Annotated in this window: 16 protein-coding genes; 3 read left to right on the top strand and 13 right to left on the bottom strand. The window is 56.8% G+C overall.

The annotated features are described in order from the left end of the window. Nucleotides 1-172 precede the first annotated feature (172 nt). From IEY52_RS20180 to IEY52_RS20120, 13 genes are all read right to left on the bottom strand, one after another. Nucleotides 173-529, bottom strand: a complete 357-nt coding sequence (locus IEY52_RS20180; RefSeq protein ID WP_189005918.1) for a hypothetical protein — start codon at nt 527-529, stop codon at nt 173-175. A 127-nt stretch (nt 530-656) separates the two neighbouring features. Beyond that, a complete protein-coding gene (lon, locus tag IEY52_RS20175; RefSeq protein WP_189005915.1) occupies nt 657-3,053 on the bottom strand; it encodes an endopeptidase La in 2,397 nt (798 codons plus the stop codon). Between the two features lie 758 nt (nt 3,054-3,811). After that, complete coding sequence (locus tag IEY52_RS20170; RefSeq protein WP_189005912.1) at nt 3,812-5,596, bottom strand: ABC transporter ATP-binding protein; 1,785 nt, start codon at nt 5,594-5,596, stop codon at nt 3,812-3,814. A 5-nt stretch (nt 5,597-5,601) separates the two neighbouring features. Then, nucleotides 5,602-7,356: an ABC transporter ATP-binding protein gene (locus IEY52_RS20165; RefSeq protein ID WP_189005909.1), complete on the bottom strand. Its 1,755-nt coding sequence runs from the start codon at nt 7,354-7,356 to the stop codon at nt 5,602-5,604. 170 nt (nt 7,357-7,526) lie between these two features. Continuing rightward, complete coding sequence (locus IEY52_RS20160) at nt 7,527-8,873, bottom strand: M1 family metallopeptidase (protein WP_189005906.1); 1,347 nt, start codon at nt 8,871-8,873, stop codon at nt 7,527-7,529. Next, a complete protein-coding gene (locus IEY52_RS20155; RefSeq protein WP_189005903.1) occupies nt 8,870-9,748 on the bottom strand; it encodes a carbon-nitrogen hydrolase family protein in 879 nt (292 codons plus the stop codon). Before IEY52_RS20155 ends, IEY52_RS20160 begins: the two co-directional genes overlap by 4 nt. A 55-nt stretch (nt 9,749-9,803) precedes the next feature. Then, complete coding sequence (locus IEY52_RS20150) at nt 9,804-10,391, bottom strand: GNAT family N-acetyltransferase (RefSeq protein ID WP_229684887.1); 588 nt, start codon at nt 10,389-10,391, stop codon at nt 9,804-9,806. Further along, on the bottom strand, nt 10,388-10,780 hold the full coding sequence (locus IEY52_RS20145) for a ketosteroid isomerase-related protein (protein WP_189005900.1): 393 nt from the start codon (nt 10,778-10,780) through the stop codon (nt 10,388-10,390). Before IEY52_RS20145 ends, IEY52_RS20150 begins: the two co-directional genes overlap by 4 nt. A 73-nt stretch (nt 10,781-10,853) precedes the next feature. Beyond that, nucleotides 10,854-11,060, bottom strand: coding sequence for a LapA family protein (locus tag IEY52_RS20140; protein WP_189005897.1), 207 nt, complete (start codon nt 11,058-11,060; stop codon nt 10,854-10,856). A gap of 25 nt (nt 11,061-11,085) precedes the next feature. Continuing rightward, nucleotides 11,086-11,433 carry a YraN family protein gene (locus tag IEY52_RS20135; protein WP_189005895.1) on the bottom strand — a complete coding sequence of 116 codons (348 nt, stop codon included), beginning with the start codon at nt 11,431-11,433 and terminating at the stop codon, nt 11,086-11,088. A 75-nt stretch (nt 11,434-11,508) separates the two neighbouring features. Continuing rightward, the gene (locus IEY52_RS20130; RefSeq protein ID WP_268239744.1) at nt 11,509-12,183 is read right to left on the bottom strand and encodes an HAD family hydrolase; all 675 of its coding nucleotides are present in this window, start codon (nt 12,181-12,183) and stop codon (nt 11,509-11,511) included. Beyond that, on the bottom strand, nt 12,180-12,683 hold the full coding sequence (locus IEY52_RS20125) for a putative dsRNA-binding protein (RefSeq protein WP_189005892.1): 504 nt from the start codon (nt 12,681-12,683) through the stop codon (nt 12,180-12,182). The genes IEY52_RS20130 and IEY52_RS20125 overlap by 4 nt, the downstream gene beginning before the upstream one ends. Nucleotides 12,684-12,916: 233 nt before the next feature. Continuing rightward, nucleotides 12,917-13,579, bottom strand: coding sequence for a PIG-L deacetylase family protein (locus IEY52_RS20120; RefSeq protein ID WP_189005889.1), 663 nt, complete (start codon nt 13,577-13,579; stop codon nt 12,917-12,919). Nucleotides 13,580-13,843: 264 nt separating this feature from the next. Between IEY52_RS20120 and IEY52_RS20115 the strand changes: the two genes are divergently transcribed. The 3 genes from IEY52_RS20115 to IEY52_RS20105 all read left to right on the top strand — a co-directional run bounded on the left by IEY52_RS20115 (nt 13,844) and on the right by IEY52_RS20105 (nt 19,148). Further along, nucleotides 13,844-15,586, top strand: coding sequence for an ABC transporter substrate-binding protein (locus tag IEY52_RS20115; RefSeq protein ID WP_229684886.1), 1,743 nt, complete (start codon nt 13,844-13,846; stop codon nt 15,584-15,586). A gap of 66 nt (nt 15,587-15,652) precedes the next feature. Beyond that, entirely contained in the window at nt 15,653-16,831 is a 1,179-nt protein-coding gene (locus tag IEY52_RS20110; protein ID WP_229684885.1) for an A24 family peptidase, read from the top strand. A gap of 103 nt (nt 16,832-16,934) precedes the next feature. After that, nucleotides 16,935-19,148: a diguanylate cyclase domain-containing protein gene (locus IEY52_RS20105; RefSeq protein ID WP_189005886.1), complete on the top strand. Its 2,214-nt coding sequence runs from the start codon at nt 16,935-16,937 to the stop codon at nt 19,146-19,148. Nucleotides 19,149-19,276: the final 128 nt, after the last annotated feature.

The raw sequence follows: 19,276 nt of genomic DNA, 5'->3' as shown, positions 1-19,276 counted from the left end.
GGGCCGAGGTCTGCCTGCCTCTGGTGCCCCCTGCCTCCGAGATGAAAACCGACCTGATGTTGCCAGGTCGGTTTTTGTGTTCTCTTTTGTGTTCTCTTTTGTGTTCTCTTTTGTGTTCTGTTGTGTCCAGACAAAATGCTGCCAGACTGCTTTCAGGACCTGCAGACCAGGGTTAAACCCCTCTGGGAAGCAGAGACAAAACGTAAACAAACAAACCCACGCCCAGCAGCACAAAGAAAATGTTGATCCCGGTTTTGTAAAGCTGGGTCTGGGGGCGGGTGTTTTCACTCAGCAAGAACACCAGCATGATCCCAATGAACACTTCTCCGCCCCAGGGAAAAGTGCTGGCCAGAAATTCATACACAGGATGCTCTGCCCGGTGGGCCATCAGGAAATTGCGCATGCCATCGATTTTGGAGTAGTACCACAAAAAAGCACCCATCCAGACCACACAGGCGATGGCCAGGGTCAGCATCCGAACAAGACTCTGATTCTCCGTCTGGGGTTCATTCTGAATTTCGCTTCTCATGCCTCAATTGTAGTACAAAAATCCTCCTGCGTTACAGGATTTGAACATTTGTGACGCTTGCAGCACATCAAAACGCCCAAGCCAAAAGACCCCCGAAATTTCGGGGGTCCTGAAGAAGTTGTGGGCTTCAAGCGCCAGCAGAGGGCTGATCGGCACTGGGCTGGGGAGGAATGATGGGAGGAGCGTCTTTGGGACGTTCCAGCAGCAGCAGATCCAGCACTTCAGACACGGTGGCCACGGGAATGATCTTGAGTTCCTTGCGGATGCTCTCGGGGATGTCCACGAGGTTGGGCTCGTTTTCTTTGGGCACAATCACCGTGCGAATTCCGGCCTGGTGGGCGGCCAGCAGTTTCTCTTTGACCCCGCCAATTCTCAGAACCTTGCCACGCAGGGAGATCTCTCCGGTCATGGAGACATCCATTCTGACGGGGCGTCCGGTGACGGCACTGGCAACTGCGGTGGCAATGGTGATGCCTGCGCTGGGGCCATCTTTGGGAGTGGCTCCATCCGGGAAGTGCAGGTGGATGTCCAGTTTCTTGTAGAACTCGGGGTCTGCACCGTACTTGGTGGCATGGGCCCGCAGGTAAGCAACAGCAGCCTGGGCGGATTCCTTCATCACATCGCCCAGAGAGCCAGTCAGGCTGACTTTGCCGGTTCCGGGGGTGGCGAGGGCTTCCACAATCAGCAGGGCACCTCCAACAGCAGTCCAGGCCATGCCCTGAGCGGCACCCACCTGGGGTTCGCGTTCCATCTCATCGCGGCGGAAACGGGGCACCCCGAGGTAATCGGGCACCTGAGGAGCGTCAATGACTTTCACGCCTTCCCAGGGGGTTTCCAGCAGTTCACGTGCGGCTTTGCGGGCCAGTTTGGAGATCTCGCGGTCCAGGTTGCGCACCCCGGCTTCGGCGGTGTACTCCTGGGAAATGCGGGTAAGGGCTCCATCGGTGACCTCGGCTTTGCCTTCCACACCGTGGGCTTTGAGCTGGCGGGGCAGGCGGTACTGCTTGGCGATCTGCACCTTCTCGTCCAGGGTGTAACCGGGAATCTGAATGACTTCCATGCGGTCCAGCAAAGGACGGGGAATGGTGCTCAGGCTGTTGGCCGTGGTGATGAACATCACGTTGCTGAGGTCGTACTGCACTTCCATGTAGTGGTCCTGGAAGGTGTTGTTCTGCTCGGGGTCCAGCACTTCCAGCATGGCAGAGGCGGGGTCGCCCCTCCAGTCTGCACTCATCTTGTCGATCTCGTCCAGGAGGATCACGGGGTTGATGACCGTGGCCTGCTTCATGGCCTGGATGATGCGTCCGGGCATGGAGCCGATGTAGGTGCGGCGGTGACCACGGATTTCGGCCTCGTCACGCACACCACCCAATGCCATGCGCACAAAGTTGCGGTTCAGGCTGCGGGCAATGCTCTTGCCCAGCGAGGTTTTACCGACCCCGGGAGGGCCAACCAGGCAGAGGATGGGGGCACGCAGTTCGCGGTCGTTCTTGTCTTCTTTGCCCGCACGCAACTGGCGCACAGCCAGGAACTCGAGAATGCGCTCTTTGACATCCTGCAGACCATAGTGGTCTTCGTCCAGGAATTCACGGGTGCGCTTGATGTCGAGGATTTCCTCGTCGGTTTTGCTCCAGGGCACATCCAGAAGCCAGTCGATGTAGTTGCGGATCACGGTGCCTTCCGGGCTGCCACCAGGGGTGCGCTCCAGACGGGCCAGTTCCTTCATGGCCTTTTCCTGCACCTTTTCGGGCATTCCGGCTTTCAGGATGCGGTCGCGCAAAGCGTCCATCTCGGCAGGACCTTCTTCGCCGCTGCCCAGTTCTTTGGAGATGGCTTTCATCTGTTCGCGCAGGTAGTATTCGCGCTGGTTCTGGTCCATCTGCTCTTTGACCCGCTGGGCAATCTGACGGTCCAGATTGAAACGCTCCAGGTCCCGGTTGAGGTTCTTTAAAACCAGTTCGATGCGGGTGGACACCCCATTGGCTTCCAGAATGGCCTGCTTCTCTTCCACACTCCAGGTGGAGTGGTGGGTCAGTTGATCTGCGTAAAGGCCAGCATCGGTGAGGCTGCGCAGGTTTTCCAGCTGGAAACTTTCCAGGCGCAGGTTTTTGTTCTGTTTGACGTACTCCTCGAAAGCATTTCTGGCTTCGGGGAGGAGGACCTGGGTGACGCGCTCGTCGCCAGCATCCCGGGTTTTGGTTTCTGCATTGACCCGCAGGTAGGGGGAAGGCAAATATTCGGTGACTTCGGCACGCTCCAGGCCTTCAATCAGGACTTGCAGGGTGCTGTCTGGGAGGCGGACCACCTGTTTGATCACGGCAAGGGTGCCCATCTTGAAGAGGTCTTCTCCAAGTGGATCATCGGTGCGCTGGTCTCTCTGGGTCAGCAGGATCACCCGTTTGTCGCTGGCCTGGGCTTCGTCGATGGCGCGTTTGCTTTTGGCGCGGCCCACATCGATGTTGACGGTGGTGCCAGGCATGATCACCGTGTTTCTCAGTGCGATTACGGGAAGTTCCCAGATCATGTGTGTCTCCTTGAAAAGCACCCCGGGGGGTCTAGGTGTCGTATGAGTACATTACACCTGAGGGGGGAGGTCGTAGGTAAGTGTTCTAACGGTTCCGGGGCTTCAGACGGTGTTCTGTGCAAAGGTCAGTTCACCGGGTGTGATGCATGGTGAAATCTTACCTTGCGGGATCTGACAGTGCTGTGACTTAGGTCGCTTTTTGTAAGCTTTGTTGAGCATACCTTACTCAAGTTTGATTAGCCAACTTTCCCACACTTGTGCGGCATGTACAGACACGTTTTTGCAGTGGGAGACAGCACAAAAAGCCTTGCAACTTGCCTCCATCATGACACAATCTGAACATGGCCCGGACGTTCACCATCACAAAAGCCCTTCATGCAAAATTGCGATTTCTTTTCGATGCCATGGGCAAAAAACAGCACAAAACCTCCTGAAAAAATTTGAGAAAATTTCCAGATGACCTGCAAACCCGTCCAGCAAACACAGTCCAGAAACAGTTCCCCAAATCCTAAACCACTTTTTGCTGTACAGCAATAGAGAAAACTGTCATGAGGGACTCAGGCAAAAAGCGGAGGGAGGGGCGGGGATTTCACCCTTTAAGAAAAAGCAGGCCCGTGGTCCATTTCAACTGTTCTTCAAAGTCATGAAAGCATCTCCTTCTTTTCACACAACCAAAAAGCCTCCATGATCGGAGGCCAAAAGGACATGTTTTGCTGCTGGTTTTTGCTGATCGCTGACGGCTGACTGCTGATCGCCGTTTACGCGTTTTCGTCCCAGAGTTTTTGCATCTCACTGCTGGTCTGCAGCAACTCTTCCAGGCTGCCCTGGGCCTCGATGGCACCGTCTTTGAGCACAATGATGTGTGTTGCGCGTTGCAATGCCACACGGCGGTGGGACACCACCAGACAGGTCACTTCTCTGGACTGGAACAGCCCTTCCCAGAGTTGTTTTTCGGTTTGCACGTCCAGGGCACTGGACAGGTCATCGAAGATCAGAAGGTCGGCTTCACGGGTGAACATGCGTGCTGCACTGGCCCGTTGCACCTGACCCCCGGAGAGTTTCACCCCACGGGTGCCCACCATGGTGTTCAGGCCCGATTCCAGGGTGCTGACATCTGGTCCCATCACAGCCAGATCCAGGGCGTGGTCCAGTGCGGCATTTCTGCGGTCTCCCAGCAGGATGTTCTCCTGCAAGGTCTCGCTGAAGAGCCTGGGCACCTGGGCGGTGTAAGCAGAGTGAGGCGGCGTGAAGAAGGTGGCCGGATCCTGCACAGGTTCACCGTTCCACAGGATGGTCCCGGAATCTCTGGGGAGGAGGCCCTGCAGGGTCCGGATCAGGGTGGTCTTCCCTGCCCCGATGCGCCCGGTGATCACCACAAAATCCTTGCGCTGCACCGTGAAACTGATGTCCCGGATGCCACTGCTGGATTCGGGGTACCCATAAGAGAGGTTCCGCACCTCCAGGGCTTCCAGGCCAGTGTATTCAGAAGGGGCAGCCACGTATTCCGGGATCTCGCCCAGGAACTCCAGGGGCACCCGGTTGACGATCTGCTCGGGTTCAGCGTCTTGCAGCAGGTGCTCGATGCGGTCAAAAGACACCCGAACGCGCTTGTGCTGGGCCATCACATCTCCCAGGAAGGTCAGGCATCCGGTGATGCTGGGCAAAAACTGCATGAACAGGGCAAAATCCCCCACGGTGAATTTTCCAGAGCTCATCTTGGAGGCGGCCAGCATCAGCACCACACCCATCCCGATGTTGACCAGACCGGTGTTGGCACTGCGGATCAGTTCGATGAGCAGCACGTCTTTGAGGGCGGCCTGGCGGCGGGTTTCACCGAGCGCCTCAAAGTGCTGGCTCATGGGTTCCTCTTTGGACGACACCTTGATGGCCTGCACGGCATTGAAAGACTCCCCGATGAAGTCTGTCACGGCAGAGGTGGCTTCCCGCATGCGTTTGCGGTAGGTGCGGATCACCGGAGACAGGCGGCGCATCAGCAGGGTCATCAGGAAAAGCGGGGTGGTCACCAGGGCCGCAATCATGGGATCCACGGAGTACAGCAGGGCAATGGCAATCACGGCCTGCAGCAGGATGCCCCACACGTCAATCCAGTTCTCGGCATAACGGGTGACATCTTCGGCATCGTCCCGGAAACGGGAAACCGCTTCGCTGCTGGATTCGGGCATCAGACGGGAACCAGGAGCATTGAGCAGGTGGTCCAGCATGTTGCGCCGCAAATAGGCCATGATCATCAGGTAATACTTGCTGAAGGTGTCAAAGGCCACCCGGAACACCAGCACCCGGCTCATGTAGACGGTGACCAAGAGGGCAATCAGGGTCCAGACGTTCAGGCCCGCCTGGGATTCTCCAGAGAGGCGGTCAAAAATCAGTTTGAAGAACCAGCCGAAACTGGCCGGAATGGCATGGAACGCCGTCCAGGTGATGGCATTCCAGATGAAGTGGCCCTGGCGGTAAGACAGCACAAGCCGCATGTACTGCCAGGTGCTGAGGGTGCGTCTGGAGGGTTGGGGTGCCTGGGTCGCCATGAAAATCAGACTCCTAAGGTTTCAAGTTGCTCTTCCAGGTTGTCGGCCCGGCTGACTTTCAGCATCTGGGCGTAACGGCTGGAGGGGGTGTTTTTGAGGGTTTCGCGTTCACCGAACTCCAGGATTTCTCCCTGAGACAGCACCATGATTTTGTCGGTGCGTTCCACGGTGTCCAGACGGTGTGCGATGATGATGCCCGTTCGGCCCTGCAAGAGGCGGGAGATTGCCTGATTGAGGTGGCGTTCGGTGGCGGGATCCAGACGGCTGGACGGTTCGTCCAGAATCACCAGACCGGGATCCTGCAGGAACACCCGGGCAAAGGCCAGCAACTGGGATTCCCCTGCACTGAGGCCTGCTCCATTGGCCTGCAGTCTGGTGTCCAGACCTTCAGGGAGGCCGGAGACCCATTCATCCATGGCCAGTTCTTTGAGCACCTGATGGATTTTGCTGTCCGGGATGGCAGGGTCAAAGAAGGTCAGGTTTTCACGGATGGTGGCGTGGAAGAGTTGCACGTCCTGCGTGACCATTCCCACTTTCTGGCGCAGCTCTGAGAGGGGCACGTCTTTAGAGTTCAGACCTCCCAGTTTGAGGGTGCCAGTGGTCGGATCATACAGGCGGAACAGCAAGCGCACCAGTGTGGATTTTCCGCTTCCGGTGCGGCCCAGCAAGCCCAGCACCTCGCCTGCTTTGAGCTGAAAACTGAGGTTTTTCAGCACCAGATGCTCCCCATAAGCGAAAGTAAGACCTTCAAAGTCCACACCCAGTGCGCCTGCAGGCAGGTGCTGTGTTCCGTGGTCCTCGATGTCCAGTTTCTCCTGCTGCAGTTCTTCCACCCGCAAAATGCCAGCACTGGCCTTCTGAAATTCCTGCATCTGGCGGGTGATTTCATCCAGGGGGGCTTCCAGCATGCGCATGTAATTGAAAAACAGGTACACGGTGCCCAGGGTGATCAGGCCCTGCTGGAAAAAATAAACCCCCACCCCCAGGGTGAGGCAGTAGCCCAGCGAGAACAGCACCATCATGCTGGTCCAGATGGTGGAACGCATGTACCAGGAGGTCAGGTTTTTCTGCAGCCAGTCTTTTGCCACATGGTGCATGCGGTGCATGGTGTAACGGCCTGCGCCGTTGGCACGGATGTCGTCCAGACCGGCCAGACGCTCTTCAATGAAGCCGAACATGCTGGCACTGGCTTCGCGTTCCAGTCTTGTGGCCGGGACCGCCACCTCTGCCCGTTTCTGCAGCACAAAGAAAATCACCACCACATATGCGGTGATGATCAGTCCGACCCGCCAGTCTTCCCGCCACAGCAGGATCAGGGTGCCTGCGGCCAGCAGCACACTGGAAGTCACGCGCACCACAAACTGCGAGAAGAAATTGGAGATGCTGGTGACATCCCCGTCGATGCGCTCGATCAGTTCTCCGGGGGTGCGGTCCTTGTGGAAACGCATGTCCAGGCGCAAAACCCGACGAAACAGGTCCACCCGCAGTCGGTTGGTGGTGGTCCAGCCAATGTCGGCACTCAGGTAGGTGGACAGGGTGCTGAAAGCCTGGTTCAGCAGGGCAAACACCAGAAACAGCACCGCCAGATGGATCAGGGTGCCTTCGGGGGCTTTCTGGGTGGCAGCATCGATGAAGTCGCGGGTGACCTGTGGGATCCACAGTTGCAGCCCGATTCCAGCCAGCATGGCCAGCATCAAAACCGCCACTTTGCCTTTGAGGGGCCTGAGGTACTGGCCAAGAATATTGAGATAACGTTGCATACACACTCCTGAAAGCAAACCGCTTTAAACCCAGCTTAAAAGAGTGTGCAGGCAATGACACCTGAGGCAATGGTCTAGATGGTTTGAGCCAAATGGCCTAGAAAACCTTCAGCAGTAGAGAAATCTAGCCCTACTTGATTACACAAAATAGAGCACAGCACCCCAGAATTTCAGGAACCTGGGTAGGGAGGCAACGCTTCCTGGAAAATCCACTCCTGGCTCCAGCGGGCCACCACCTCTGCCTTGCCGCTGGTGCTGCTGGCCACTTTCAGGAAATCCTCGATGCTGGCGGTCTTGTGCTGGTAACGGCGGTGATAGCTGCGGATGGTTCTGAAAAAAGCATCATCCCCGATGCGCTGACGCAGCACATGCAAGGCCAGTGCCCCCCGGTCATACACGCCCTCTCCAAAAAGCTCTTCCGGGGTTTCGATGGTCAGGGAACCATCCTGGCGTTTCTGGGCATCCTGGTAGAGGTCCTGCATCTCCCTTTCCAGTGCCTGGGGTTCGTTCTGGGTGATGTACAGCTCGTGAAAGTAAGAGGCAAAGCCTTCATTGAGCCACATGTCCCGCCAGGTTTTGGGTGTGATGCTGTCTCCGAACCACTGGTGGGCCAGCTCGTGCGCCACCACAAAATCCAGTTCTGCAATCCTGGAACCGTAAATGGGACGGGTCTGGTTCTCCAGGGCGAAAGGCAGGTCTTTGTTGAGCACCACCCCCCCTGCAGCTTCAAAAGGGTAGGGACCGATCAGGCCTTCAAAAAAATCAATCATTTTGGGGGCCAGAGACAGGGCATATCGGGCGGTGATGGTGATGCCTCCGTCTTTTGCAAAGTAATTCTGCACCGGAATCCCACTGGAGGTTTTCAGGTTCACCACGTCAAACTCACCCACATTGACGGTGGCAAGGTAAGCCGCCATGGGGCGTTTGTTCTCCCACACATAGGTGGTCTCGGTGCCCGCATCCAGGGTCTGGGTCAAGAGGCCATTGGCCACCGCCAGATAGGGTTTGGGCACAGTCACCTTGAAGGAATACAGGGCCTTGTCTGGCAGGTCATCGTTGACGGGAAACCAGGTGAACGCCCCCACCGGTTCACTGACCACATAGGTGCTGTTGCCCGACTGGCTCCAGCCCAGGTCCCACTCTGGTGCAGAAGGATCCTGAATGCCGTGTGGCAAGCCTGAATACGTGATGTTGAGGGTGACTTCTCTGGACAGGGATTTGAGGGGACCGATGTGCAATTTGTCGTTGCCCTGCGAGAAAGGCAAATCCTGACCTGCCAGCGTCACACGGGACACCCGCAAACGGTCTGAGAGGTCCAAATCCACCTCCTTCAGACCGGAGGCCAGACGCACCCGCACTGCAGCCACCCCCTGAAGCAGGTTCTGGGTGGGATCGATGTGCAAATCCAGGTCGTAACGGATCACATCCAGTTTGCTGTTGCCCTGTGCAGGAAAAAGCGCGTCCTGGGCAGCAGCAGTGGAGGCAAGGAGCAGAAGGAAAGACAGCAGCTTTTTCACACGAAATCGACCACCTTCAGGTTGCGTTCTGAGCGCTGGTGCGGCCAGTCGCGGGTGTTGAAGACCTGTCCAGTGCGGCGCACTTCGCGCAGTGCACTGAGGTCCAGGTTGGCGTACAGCCACTGGGGTGCATTCAGCTCCCCTTCCGTGAGGATGCCATTGGGTGGAAAACCGTAATCTGGCGGCGTGTACACCGCAGCCTGTCCCAGGTTGATGTCGATGGCCTCCGACCAGGGTGCCCCTCCCACCAGTGGGGACTGCAGCACAAAGCACTGGTTTTCCAGGGCCCTGGCCTGCGAACCCACCCGCACCCGGTAAAAACCGTTCATGGTGTCGGTGCAACTGGGGACCAGCAGCACATCTGCCCCTGCATCGGTGAGCTGCCTCGCCAGCAACGGAAATTCACTGTCGTAGCAGATCAGCACCCCCACCTTGCCATGGCGGGTCTCGAAGACCTTGAGGTGGTCTCCGCCCTGAATGCCCCACTGTTCGTGCTCAAAGCGGGTCATGATGCACTTGTCCTGAAACTCCATCTGTCCTCTGGGGTTGAAGAAATGGGCACGGTTGACGGTACCTTCTGCCGTCTGCACCGGGAAACTTCCCGCCAGAATGTACACCCCGTTCTGCTGGGCCAGATTGCGGTGCAAGGCCACCACCTCAGGCAGCAGAGACTGCATTTCCACAATCTGTTTCAGGACCACTTCCCGGATGTCATCGGTGAAAAGAGATGCCAGTTCCATGCTGGCATACTCGGGAAACACCAGCAAATCTGCACCTGCGGTGCTGGCCTCCTCCACCCAGTGGGAGATTTTTTGCTGGTATTCCTCCCAGGAGTGCAGGAAACTGACAGGATATTGTGCAAGGGCTGCTTTCAAGGTTCGGCCTTTCCGAGTGGGGGAGCACTTCTTTATTGATTGTATTTGCAGATTCCTAGAGTTCTTTGAGCCAGAAGGTCATCCCTTTGAGGGTCTCTTCAGGTTCACCCAGGTCCCGCCAGGAAAGCCGGGTGTGCAAATCCGGGCGCTTCTGGTAGCCGCGTTTTTGCCAGAAAAGATCCAGCGGAACATGTTCCACTGGTCTGAGGGGATGGTCCTCAGGACGGTCCACGGCACAGAAGGTGGCATACCGGAAGCCGCCCAGCGTGTGGGCATGGGCTTCTCTGGCTTCAAAAAATTTCACCCCAATGCCCTGCCCTCTGTACTGGGGAAGCAGCACCGACTCTGCCAGGTAAAACACCTCAGAAAGGTCAAATCCTGCCTTTAAAAAAGGCGCTTTGATTTCTGGCATCTCGTCTGCCATGGGAAGCGCACTGGAAGCCCCCACCACTTTCCCCTGGGCTCTGGCCACCACAATCAGGCTGTGGGGCGCATCCAGGTAGGTCTGCAGGTAGTGGGCCTCGTATTCCTCGCTTCCCTCGTACAGGTAAGGAAAATCCCGAAAGACCTGCATGCGCAAACGGGCCAGCTCTGGAATCACCCCTCTGATTTCAGGCCCCCTGAAGGTCTGCAGTTCGATCAAGAGGACACCTGATGGATCCAGTCGGTGAGGTTGTAGTAATTGGTGATGCGGTGAATTTTGTCTTCCGAAATTTCAAAGAAAGCCCCTCCAGCCAGCGAGTAGGTCTGGCCTGTGGCGGCAGGCAGCCCTTCATCGGCTGCAAGGTAGGTGCCGTCCACGATGTACTCTGCTGCTGCCCGGCTTCCATCTGCGCTGTACATCACCACAATGTCCCTGAGCTGCTCCCGGTAACTGCGGTTCATGCGACCCATGAACCCCCGAAAAGAGTCCAGCCCTGACTCGCGGGGTCTCTGGTTCAGGTCGTGCACCACATCACCGTGCACCAGAGCGAAAAAAACATCCCAGTCCTGTGCGTTAAAAGCTGCGTAATACTGTTCGATCAGGCCCATGCGGTCATTTTATAAAACCTGCCGCACAAAAAAACAGCCAGAAAGGGTTTCTGGCTGTCTCAAAGGTTGGACTTTACCTTCTGCGGCTGGCCTGACCCAGCAGAAACCCTGCCACCCCGCCACCCAGCAAGCACCAGAAAATCAGCCACCCTGTTTTGAGGTAACCGTACATGAACAGGAAACTGATCTTGGCGGTGGAACTGTAACCCAGAATGTTTTGCAAGAAGAAGATCACGATGAGCAGCACAATCACAAGACCTGCGATGAGCATTTTGTTCATAACCCAATGTACGGGGTTTTCTGGCCTAATGTTCCCAATCCAGCACAATGTGTTCTTCATGCTTGAGCATTCCAGACTGCACTTCACCCGTGATGGTGATGGCATCAAACCGGCAGGCCACATCGTCTCGTTTCAGATAACGCAGGGCCGTGCGCCACAAGAGCTTCATCTTTCTGGGGGTGATGGTTTCCAGGGGATGCCCATAGAGGGTGCTGCTGCGGTGCCTGACCTCGGTGAAGACCACCATGCCCAGAGGGTCACGGGTGATCAGGTCAATCTCGCCTCCCCTGATGCGAAAATTTCGCTCCAGCAGCACATGCCCTTCAGAGAGCAGGTGCTGCAGTGCGCGGTCTTCGGCTTCACTCCCTTTCATGGGGTCAGCTTATGACACCCTCAAGGCAAAAAGCAGGAGGGAGATGACGGGGGTGAGGATGTGGGGAAATGCCTGTCACCCCCCTTTATTCCCCTGCTCCGTCACTTCCCGCATCCACTCCAGAAAATCAGAGACCACCCATTTGGCTCCTGCTGCACGCAGGTTCTCTGGGGTCTGGGTGGTGGAGAGGGCGCAGACGGTGGCCCCGGCATTCACGCCGCTTTTCACGCCAGCAATGGCATCTTCATGGACCAGACAGTCTGCAGGATCCATGCCCAGCAGTGCTGCACCTTTGAGGTAGGGCTCTGGGTGAGGTTTGCCGTTCTGCACGTCTTCTCCCATGATCCTGAGGGGGAAGGCATGGGAGAGGCCCAGCTCTGACAGGCCAAATTCCACGTTGATGCGGTCTGCACTGGTGACCATGGCGTAAGGGATGCCAGCGTCCTGCAGGAGTTGCAGGTAGGCACTGAGGCCCTTCACTTCCTGCATCTGGCCCTTGGCAGCTTCACGGTACAGGTTTTCCTTGAAGGTGTGCAGGTGGGCTGCCTCTTCAGGGGTGGGTTTTTTTCCGGTCAGGCGTTCCTGGATTTCGGGGTTGCGTCCCCCATCCACCCGCGTGTCCAGATCATGCTCAGAAAGGTTTAAACCCAGCAGGTCACGGGCGGTGTCCTTCCAGGCCTGACGGTGAAAACGGTTGTTGTCGACCAGGACGCCATCCATATCGAAAAGCACGGCTTTGAAGGGAATCACGCTTCTTTGACTTCCACCTGTTCGACCTGGGGGGCTTCTGCCACCACGCCGAGTTCTTCCAGCAGTCCCTTGTAGAGGTCCAGGGTCAGGCGGCGCACCAGATCGATGCTTTCAGGGCCACGGCGGTTGGAGTCCACGCGGGTGTTGGCCACAATCAGGGCCTGGGAAAGCACATCCGCATAGATGGGGTAGGGGCCTTCTGCCGTGCCTCCAGCATACCCGAGGCGCAGAGGGCGGTCACTGGTTTTGCGGGGCTGTTCTTTCACCTGATGCACAGCACCAAACTGGGCGGTCAGGGATTCCAGGGCCAGCATGCTGGCGGTGCGTTCGCTTTCACGCTTGCTGGTGCCCTGTCCGGTGGCCCGCACTTCATCGTTGATGATCACATCGGTGATGAACAGGGGTTCGTGTTCGGGGCCGGTGCCACGGGTTTCAAATTTGGGATTGCGCAGTTTCTGGGCACGACAATAGTCGATCAGGTCGCCTTTGGGATTTTGCATGGTGTTCCTCTTTGGGGAAAGTTAAGTTCAGGTGCTCCCACCTGAAAAGCAAGCACGCCAGGGTGCAAGGGCGTGCAAGAAGAGCTGAATTTTGTGGGGAAACCACAACAAGCACTCTATGCATTTTCAATATAGCACTTCTGCTTTGCACCGTCAGCCCAGACAAAAAGCAGTGCTGGAAGTGGATTGCCCTGCCAGCACTGCCTTCAGAAAACTTTTCTACAAACCCATCTTCAAGTGGGGATCACGGTCTGGTCTTGCAGCTCTGGATGGTACTGGTGAAAGGTTTCTTCAGGGATGCGCTCTGCGGCGCGTCGGAAGAAATCCACCGTTGAAAGGGCCTGACTGCGGTGCATGCTGATGGCCCTGAGTTTCTGGGCGATGTGGTGCAGCACATTGAAACGCAGATTGGGGTACAGGTGGATCTGGGCCAGTTCCTCGTTGTAGGGTTCATCTCCGGCGTAAAACCACAGGGTGCAGGGTTTGCCCAGCCGTTCAAAAGCCTCGATCACCGCTTTGCTGGTGGTGATGTGGTCCGGGTGCCCGTTGCTGCCGTTGGGCTGGAAGGTGAGCAGGATTTCAGGCTGGTGCTGCTCAATGGCTTTCATGGACACCTGCACCAGCTCTTCCAGGTCGTGCTGTTTCAGGCCCCCATCGGGAAAGTCATGCTGTTCATGGACCTGGATGCCCAGCGCATCCAGGCAGTTTTTGAGTTCCTGGCTGCGCAATTTTGCCAGTTCTTCAGGACCATCTGCCAGACCCAGGGTGCGGCCTTTTTCGCCGTGGGTGAGGGTGACCAGTCCCACTGTTTCACCTGCCTGTGTGAAATTCAGGATGGTTCCTGCTGCACCATACACTTCGTCATCGGGGTGGGGGAAAATCATCAGCAATTTCATGGCTTCACTTTACCGTGAGAACTGGACGCTGAAAACACAACCCTCACATGCAGAACCCATTTCTCCCTCATCTGCAAAACTGCCCTCTCCATGAAGCAATCCTGGGCTTCAAGAAGGTCAACAGGTTTGAATCCCGGACAAAAACAAGCATTTTTTAAAAATTTACTCAATCAAAAAAGCATTGCTGCAACCCGTCTGAGACTTTATTCTGAACCTCTAGAACTGGAGGCTCTTTGCCTGATGCCGCCTCCAGAGGAGGACCCCGTGAAAAAACCCCTGCTGCTCCTCGGGCTGACTGCCGCCCTGATGTCCTGTGGTGGTCAGAACGACAAAAACACCGATACCCTGCTGACCATGACCTTCGGAGACTGGTCGCGTTTCGATCCCGCCTACTGTTACGACTCTGCCTGTGGAGAAATCGTGCAGAACACCCTGCAAACCCTCTTGTTCTACGATGGGGAAAGCCCGGACAAATACGTTCCCATGCTGGCTGCAGAAGTGCCCACCACCGACAATGGCGGCATCAGTGCAGATGGCCTCACCTACACCCTCAAACTGAACAGCGAGGCCAGATTCTCTGATGGCAAGCCTGTCACCGCTGAAGATGTGGAGTACTCCATCGAGCGGATGATGGTGTATTCCACCGACATTGGCCCTGCCATGCTGCTCACCGAACCCTTGCTGGGCAAAGCTGAGCCCGTCCGGGTCAAGGACAACAACTTCACCTTTCAGCAAATCGACCAGTCTGTGGAAGCCGTGGACGACCAGACGGTGGTGTTTCACCTCGCCAAACCTTTTGCGCCGTTTCTGGGGGTGCTGGCCACCTATCCCAGCGCCATTTATCAGAAAGCCGATGCGGTTTCAAAAGGAGACTGGGACGGCACCGAAACCACCTGGAAGGACTTCAACAACCTGGCAGAAGGCTCCGGGAAACTGGACCAGGGGCCAGTGGGTTCTGCTGCCTTCACCATCGAAAAATACGATGTCGGCAAAAATGTGGTTCTGAAGCGCAGCGAGAAGTACTGGCAGGAGGCCCCCAACCTGCAGCGGGTGATCATCCAGAGCGTGGGCGATGAAAGCACCCGCATCCAGATGCTGAAATCGGGAGATGCCGACATGGCCCTGCCCAACGCCATGACCCCGGTGGCCCTGCCCCAGTTGGAGCAGATGGACAACCTCTCGGTGGAGAAAACCTCTGGCCTGTCCCTCACTGCCCTTTTCATGAACGAGAAGATCAATGCTCAGGGCACCAATCACCTGGGGAGTGGCAAACTGGACGGCAACGGCATTCCTGCCAACTTCTTCAGCGATGTGAATGTGCGCAAAGGCTTTGCCACCACCATGGATTACGGTGCTTACATCCAGGAGGTCACCCTGAACCTCAGCCAGCGGGTGGGCACCATCCTGATTGAAGGCATGCCCGGGTACAGTGCAGACCTTCCTGCCTACAGTGAAGACCCAGAAGCTTCTGCTGCATTCTTCAAAAAAGCCTGGGGCGGTCAGGTGTGGGAAAAAGGCTTCAAACTGCCAGTCTTCTACAACTCTGGCAACACTGGCCGCCAGCGGTCCCTGGACATCCTGAGGACCACCCTGCAGAAAATCAACCCCAGATTCAGGCTGGAAGTGCGGGAACTCCCTTTCAGCCAGCTGCTCTCCCAGGCTTCTGCAAACCAGATGACCGTGTGGGCCGGGGCATGGGGTGCAGATTACGCCGATCCCCACAACTTTGCCCAGCCTTTCTTGCAATCCACCGGGAATTACGGGGCACAGATTGGCTACAAGAACGCACAACTGGACCAGCAGATCACCGAGGCTGTGGCCACCACCGACCTGAACCGGCGTGCAGAACTGTACCAGCAGATTGCCCGGCAGGGGTACGAGGATGTGCCTTTCATTCCGCTGGGTCAGCCCCTCAACACCTACGTGCAAAACAAGATGGTGCAGGGACGCCTGAAAAACCCCATGTTTGCAGGGGATTATTACGCCACCATCAGCAAGGTTGAATGAGCCTGCAGCCCACCAGAACCCCGGAATGATCCGGGGTTTTTGCTTTGAACCTGTACACTGTAAAACGTGAACTCCTTTGAACTCCCCACCGCCTTCATCGTCACCTTTGCTGTGATTCTGGGTGCTCTGGTTGGCTCTTTCACCAATGTGTTGATTTACCGCATTCCCAGAGGGGAGTCCATTGCCTTTCCTCCCAGCCATTGCCCCAACTGCGACCACCAGTTGCACGCCATCGATCTGTTTCCGGTGTTCTCCTGGGTGTTTCTGGGCGGAAAGTGCCGTTACTGCCGGGCACCCATCAGTGCGCAGTACCCCATCATTGAAACCATTTCCGCTGTGGGTTACGGCGTGCTGGCTTGCTTCTTTCCTTTGCAGGATGTGGGGGCCAGCCTGTTTGGCCTGTTCTTCTTTTTCACGGTGCTGCTGGCCATCAGCGTGATTGACCTGCAAACCTACACCATCCCAGATTCCCTCAGTCTGGTGGGGGTGCTGGTGGGTCTGGGTTTCGCCTGGGTCAATGAAAAACAGGGAGGGTATTTCTTTCATCTGCCCGGCCTGAAAGATGCTTTCACCGGAGCCTTGTATGGGGCGGGGATCCTGACCCTGGTGGGAAACTTTGGCTCTTACCTGCTCAGGCGTTTCCGGGAAGCAAAGCACCCCACCACCCCGATTGATTACCAGACCCTCAACCTGGGGGCCCTGGTCGGGATCTGGTTTGGTCCGCTGTGGGCCGCCATTGCCGTGGTGCTGGCCATGCTGGTCAATTTTGCAGCCCGCAGGTACGTGCGCATTCCTGACTTTCTGACCCTGCCCCTGGTCCTGCTCAGTGTGGTGTTCAAGATCAGCCAGGGCCTGGACAGCAACCTGATCACCACCGTGCTGATCACCTTCCAGAACCTGCTGGCCGGAGCCGGAATCGCTGCATTGATCGCGGGTTTCTACTGGTGGCTGGCCCCCGAACCCGAAGAAGAACTGCCTGAAGAGGAATGGGACCCCATCGCCATGGGGTTTGGAGATGTCAAATTGCTGGCCCTGATTGGGGCATTTGTGGGCGTGTCCAATGTTTTTGTGGGTCTGGTGATTGCCATTCTGGCTGGAGCCGTGCTGGGACTGCTGGTTTACCTGATCACGCGCAACCGCAAAATCAAATTTGGTCCTTTTCTGGCCATTGGCGGCTTCATTGCCCTGCTTTATGGCCCTGTCCTCAGCGACTGGTACACTTCCGTGCTGCTGGGGGGAATGTAAGGCAAACCCAACAAACCCAGAAGAGTCCTGTGATGTTAGGTTTGAAACAATGCATAGCAGGATGGGAATCCGGCCATTGAATTTGCGACTCAGGAGTTTCCTGGTGCTGGGCATCAGCTCGGCACTGGTGGCTCTGGTGTTGTTTTTCTGTGTACAGTTGTTGCTGCAATACACCTTCCGGGACACTGAACGCATCATGGAGCAGTCCCGGCTGGAACGTGTTGTGGCAGACCTGCACCACGAAGCAGACATCCTGCATGAAATCAACAAGGCCGACTGGGCCCGCTGGGACGATGCTTACCTCTTCATTGAGGACCACAACCCCACATTCATTGCCAACAACCTGAACATGGAGGCTTTGCAGGGGCTGCGCCTGGGCCTGATCGGTTTTTACACCCTCAACCTGGACACCGTGCGAGAAGTGTGGATGGACTGGGAAAAACACCAGTACTTTCCACGTCCCAGCTGGATGAATCAGGCCTTTCTGGCCACCCTCAGAACCGCCCAGAAAGGCCTGGTCCGCACCCCGGACGGCCTGATGACCTTCTCGGTGGCGCCCATCCGGGACAGCCTGTCGCTCAAAGAACCCAATGGCTACCTCTTGATGGGACGCATGGTGGGTGAACCTTTGCTGAAAACCATCGGAGACCGCAGCCATGTGCAGCTTTCCCTGCAGCCCCTCACCACAGATCCTGCGCTCACTGCGCAGCTCCAAGAACAGCCTGTGGTGGTTGCAGAACAGCAAAACCGGCTCACTTCTTACATGCTGCTCAGGGACAGCCAGCAAAAACCCATTTACCTGCTGAAAAGCAGCAGCATCCGCCTGCTCTCTCCGGTGCTGTCCCACACCCGGCAGTATCTGCTGCTGACCATGGTGGTGATGGTGCTGTTCACCACCCTGATTCCCCTGCTCTTGCTCAACCGCACGGTGCTTTCCCGCATGGCCCGCCTCAGCGACACCGTACGCCAGATCCGGCTGACCCGCGATCCCGGAGCCAGGCTGACCGAGAACAGCCCGGACGAGGTGGGCATGCTCAGCCAGGACATCAACCACATGCTGGCCAGCCTGGAAGAATCCCGCATGCAGCTGCAGAACCGCGAGCAGTACTTTCGGATCCTCAGTGAGGCCAGTTCGGATGGCCTGATTTTGCTGGATGAGGACGGCAAGATCAGGCACATCGGGGGCTCCCTGCACCACCTCTTTCCTGAACTGGAAGTGCAACTGGGCGAAAACCTGCCCATGCAGGTGGTGGCAGAAGACCGCCAGAAAATGCGGGACTTCTGGACGGATGTGCTGCACACCCCCGGTCAGGAACAGCAGGTGGAGGTGCGGTACCTGACCTCTGCGGGCCAGTTGTGGCTGGAAATTTTTGCCCGCAACCTGCTGAAAGATCCGGTGGTGCAGGGGGTGGTGCTGAACCTGCGCAACATCAACGACCGCAAAGCCGCAGAAATCGAAATCCAGGCCACCCATGAACGTTTCTCCAAGATTTTTCACTCCAACCCACTGCCTTCTGCCCTGCTTTCCTTGAACCAGCACCGTTTTCTGGACATCAACACCGCCTTTGCCACGGTGTATGGGCACTCTGCTGCCCACGTGCTGGGCCTGCGCGACATGGACATCGATTTGTGGGTCTTTCCGGAAGAACGCCGCAAATGGCTGGAGGGCCTGAAAACCCTGCATGAAGTCACCATGGAAGTGCACCACATGCTGAAAAATGGCGAGCAGCGCATTTTCCTGCTCAGCGGTCAATTGCTGGACATCCAGCACCAGCCCTGTGTGATGCTGGTGGCCCTGGACATCACCGAACGCAAAGCCCATGAAGCCCGCGTGCAGCACATGGCTTACCATGATGCCCTGACTGGGCTTTACAACCGACATTACCTGTGGGCCTACGGGCAGCAGTTGCTGGATGCCCAGTCCCAGGCGGCCTTCTTCTTCATGGACCTGGACCGTTTCAAGCAGGTCAATGACACCTACGGTCATGAAGGCGGAGACGACCTGCTGAAAACCATTGTGGACCGCATGCAACAGATTGCACCCCGCTCTGGCATCTGGTTCCGGCTGTCTGGAGATGAATTCGGTTTGCTGCTTCCCAATGCCACTGCCCACCAGTCCCATGAACTCGCCGAAAAACTGTTGCAGGTGGTGGCCCAGCCTGTTGGCCTGCCGCAGGGCATGGCCCGCGTGGGGGTCAGCATTGGGATTGCCCTGGTGCCAGAACACGGTCGGGACCTGCAGCAGATTGTGCGCATGGCAGACGCAGCCATGTATCAGGCCAAAACCATCCGCAACACTTTTGTGTTCAAGAGTTGACAGTTCACAGTGGAAAAGCACCCCTGAAACCAGAAGGGTGCTTTGATTTTCAGAAGATGGATTCAAAAAACCAGCCATTCAATTTCCAGAAAGATGCTTCTCAGCAAGCAAACTGTTTACTGTCAACT

Source organism: Deinococcus roseus, from assembly GCF_014646895.1.
GTDB classification, from domain to species: domain Bacteria; phylum Deinococcota; class Deinococci; order Deinococcales; family Deinococcaceae; genus Deinococcus_C; species Deinococcus_C roseus.
This window is presented reverse-complemented; position numbering and strand designations above follow the sequence as displayed.

Coding starts and splice junctions, on each gene's coding strand:
- IEY52_RS20170 (WP_189005912.1), bottom strand. CDS start 5,596: ATGGCGACCCAGGCACCCCAACCCTCCAGACGCACCCTCAGCACCTGG.
- lon (WP_189005915.1), bottom strand. CDS start 3,053: ATGATCTGGGAACTTCCCGTAATCGCACTGAGAAACACGGTGATCATG.
- IEY52_RS20120 (WP_189005889.1), bottom strand. CDS start 13,579: ATGAAATTGCTGATGATTTTCCCCCACCCCGATGACGAAGTGTATGGT.
- IEY52_RS20125 (WP_189005892.1), bottom strand. CDS start 12,683: ATGCAAAATCCCAAAGGCGACCTGATCGACTATTGTCGTGCCCAGAAA.
- IEY52_RS20140 (WP_189005897.1), bottom strand. CDS start 11,060: ATGAACAAAATGCTCATCGCAGGTCTTGTGATTGTGCTGCTCATCGTG.
- IEY52_RS20145 (WP_189005900.1), bottom strand. CDS start 10,780: ATGGGCCTGATCGAACAGTATTACGCAGCTTTTAACGCACAGGACTGG.
- IEY52_RS20180 (WP_189005918.1), bottom strand. CDS start 529: ATGAGAAGCGAAATTCAGAATGAACCCCAGACGGAGAATCAGAGTCTT.
- IEY52_RS20165 (WP_189005909.1), bottom strand. CDS start 7,356: ATGCAACGTTATCTCAATATTCTTGGCCAGTACCTCAGGCCCCTCAAA.
- IEY52_RS20135 (WP_189005895.1), bottom strand. CDS start 11,433: ATGAAAGGGAGTGAAGCCGAAGACCGCGCACTGCAGCACCTGCTCTCT.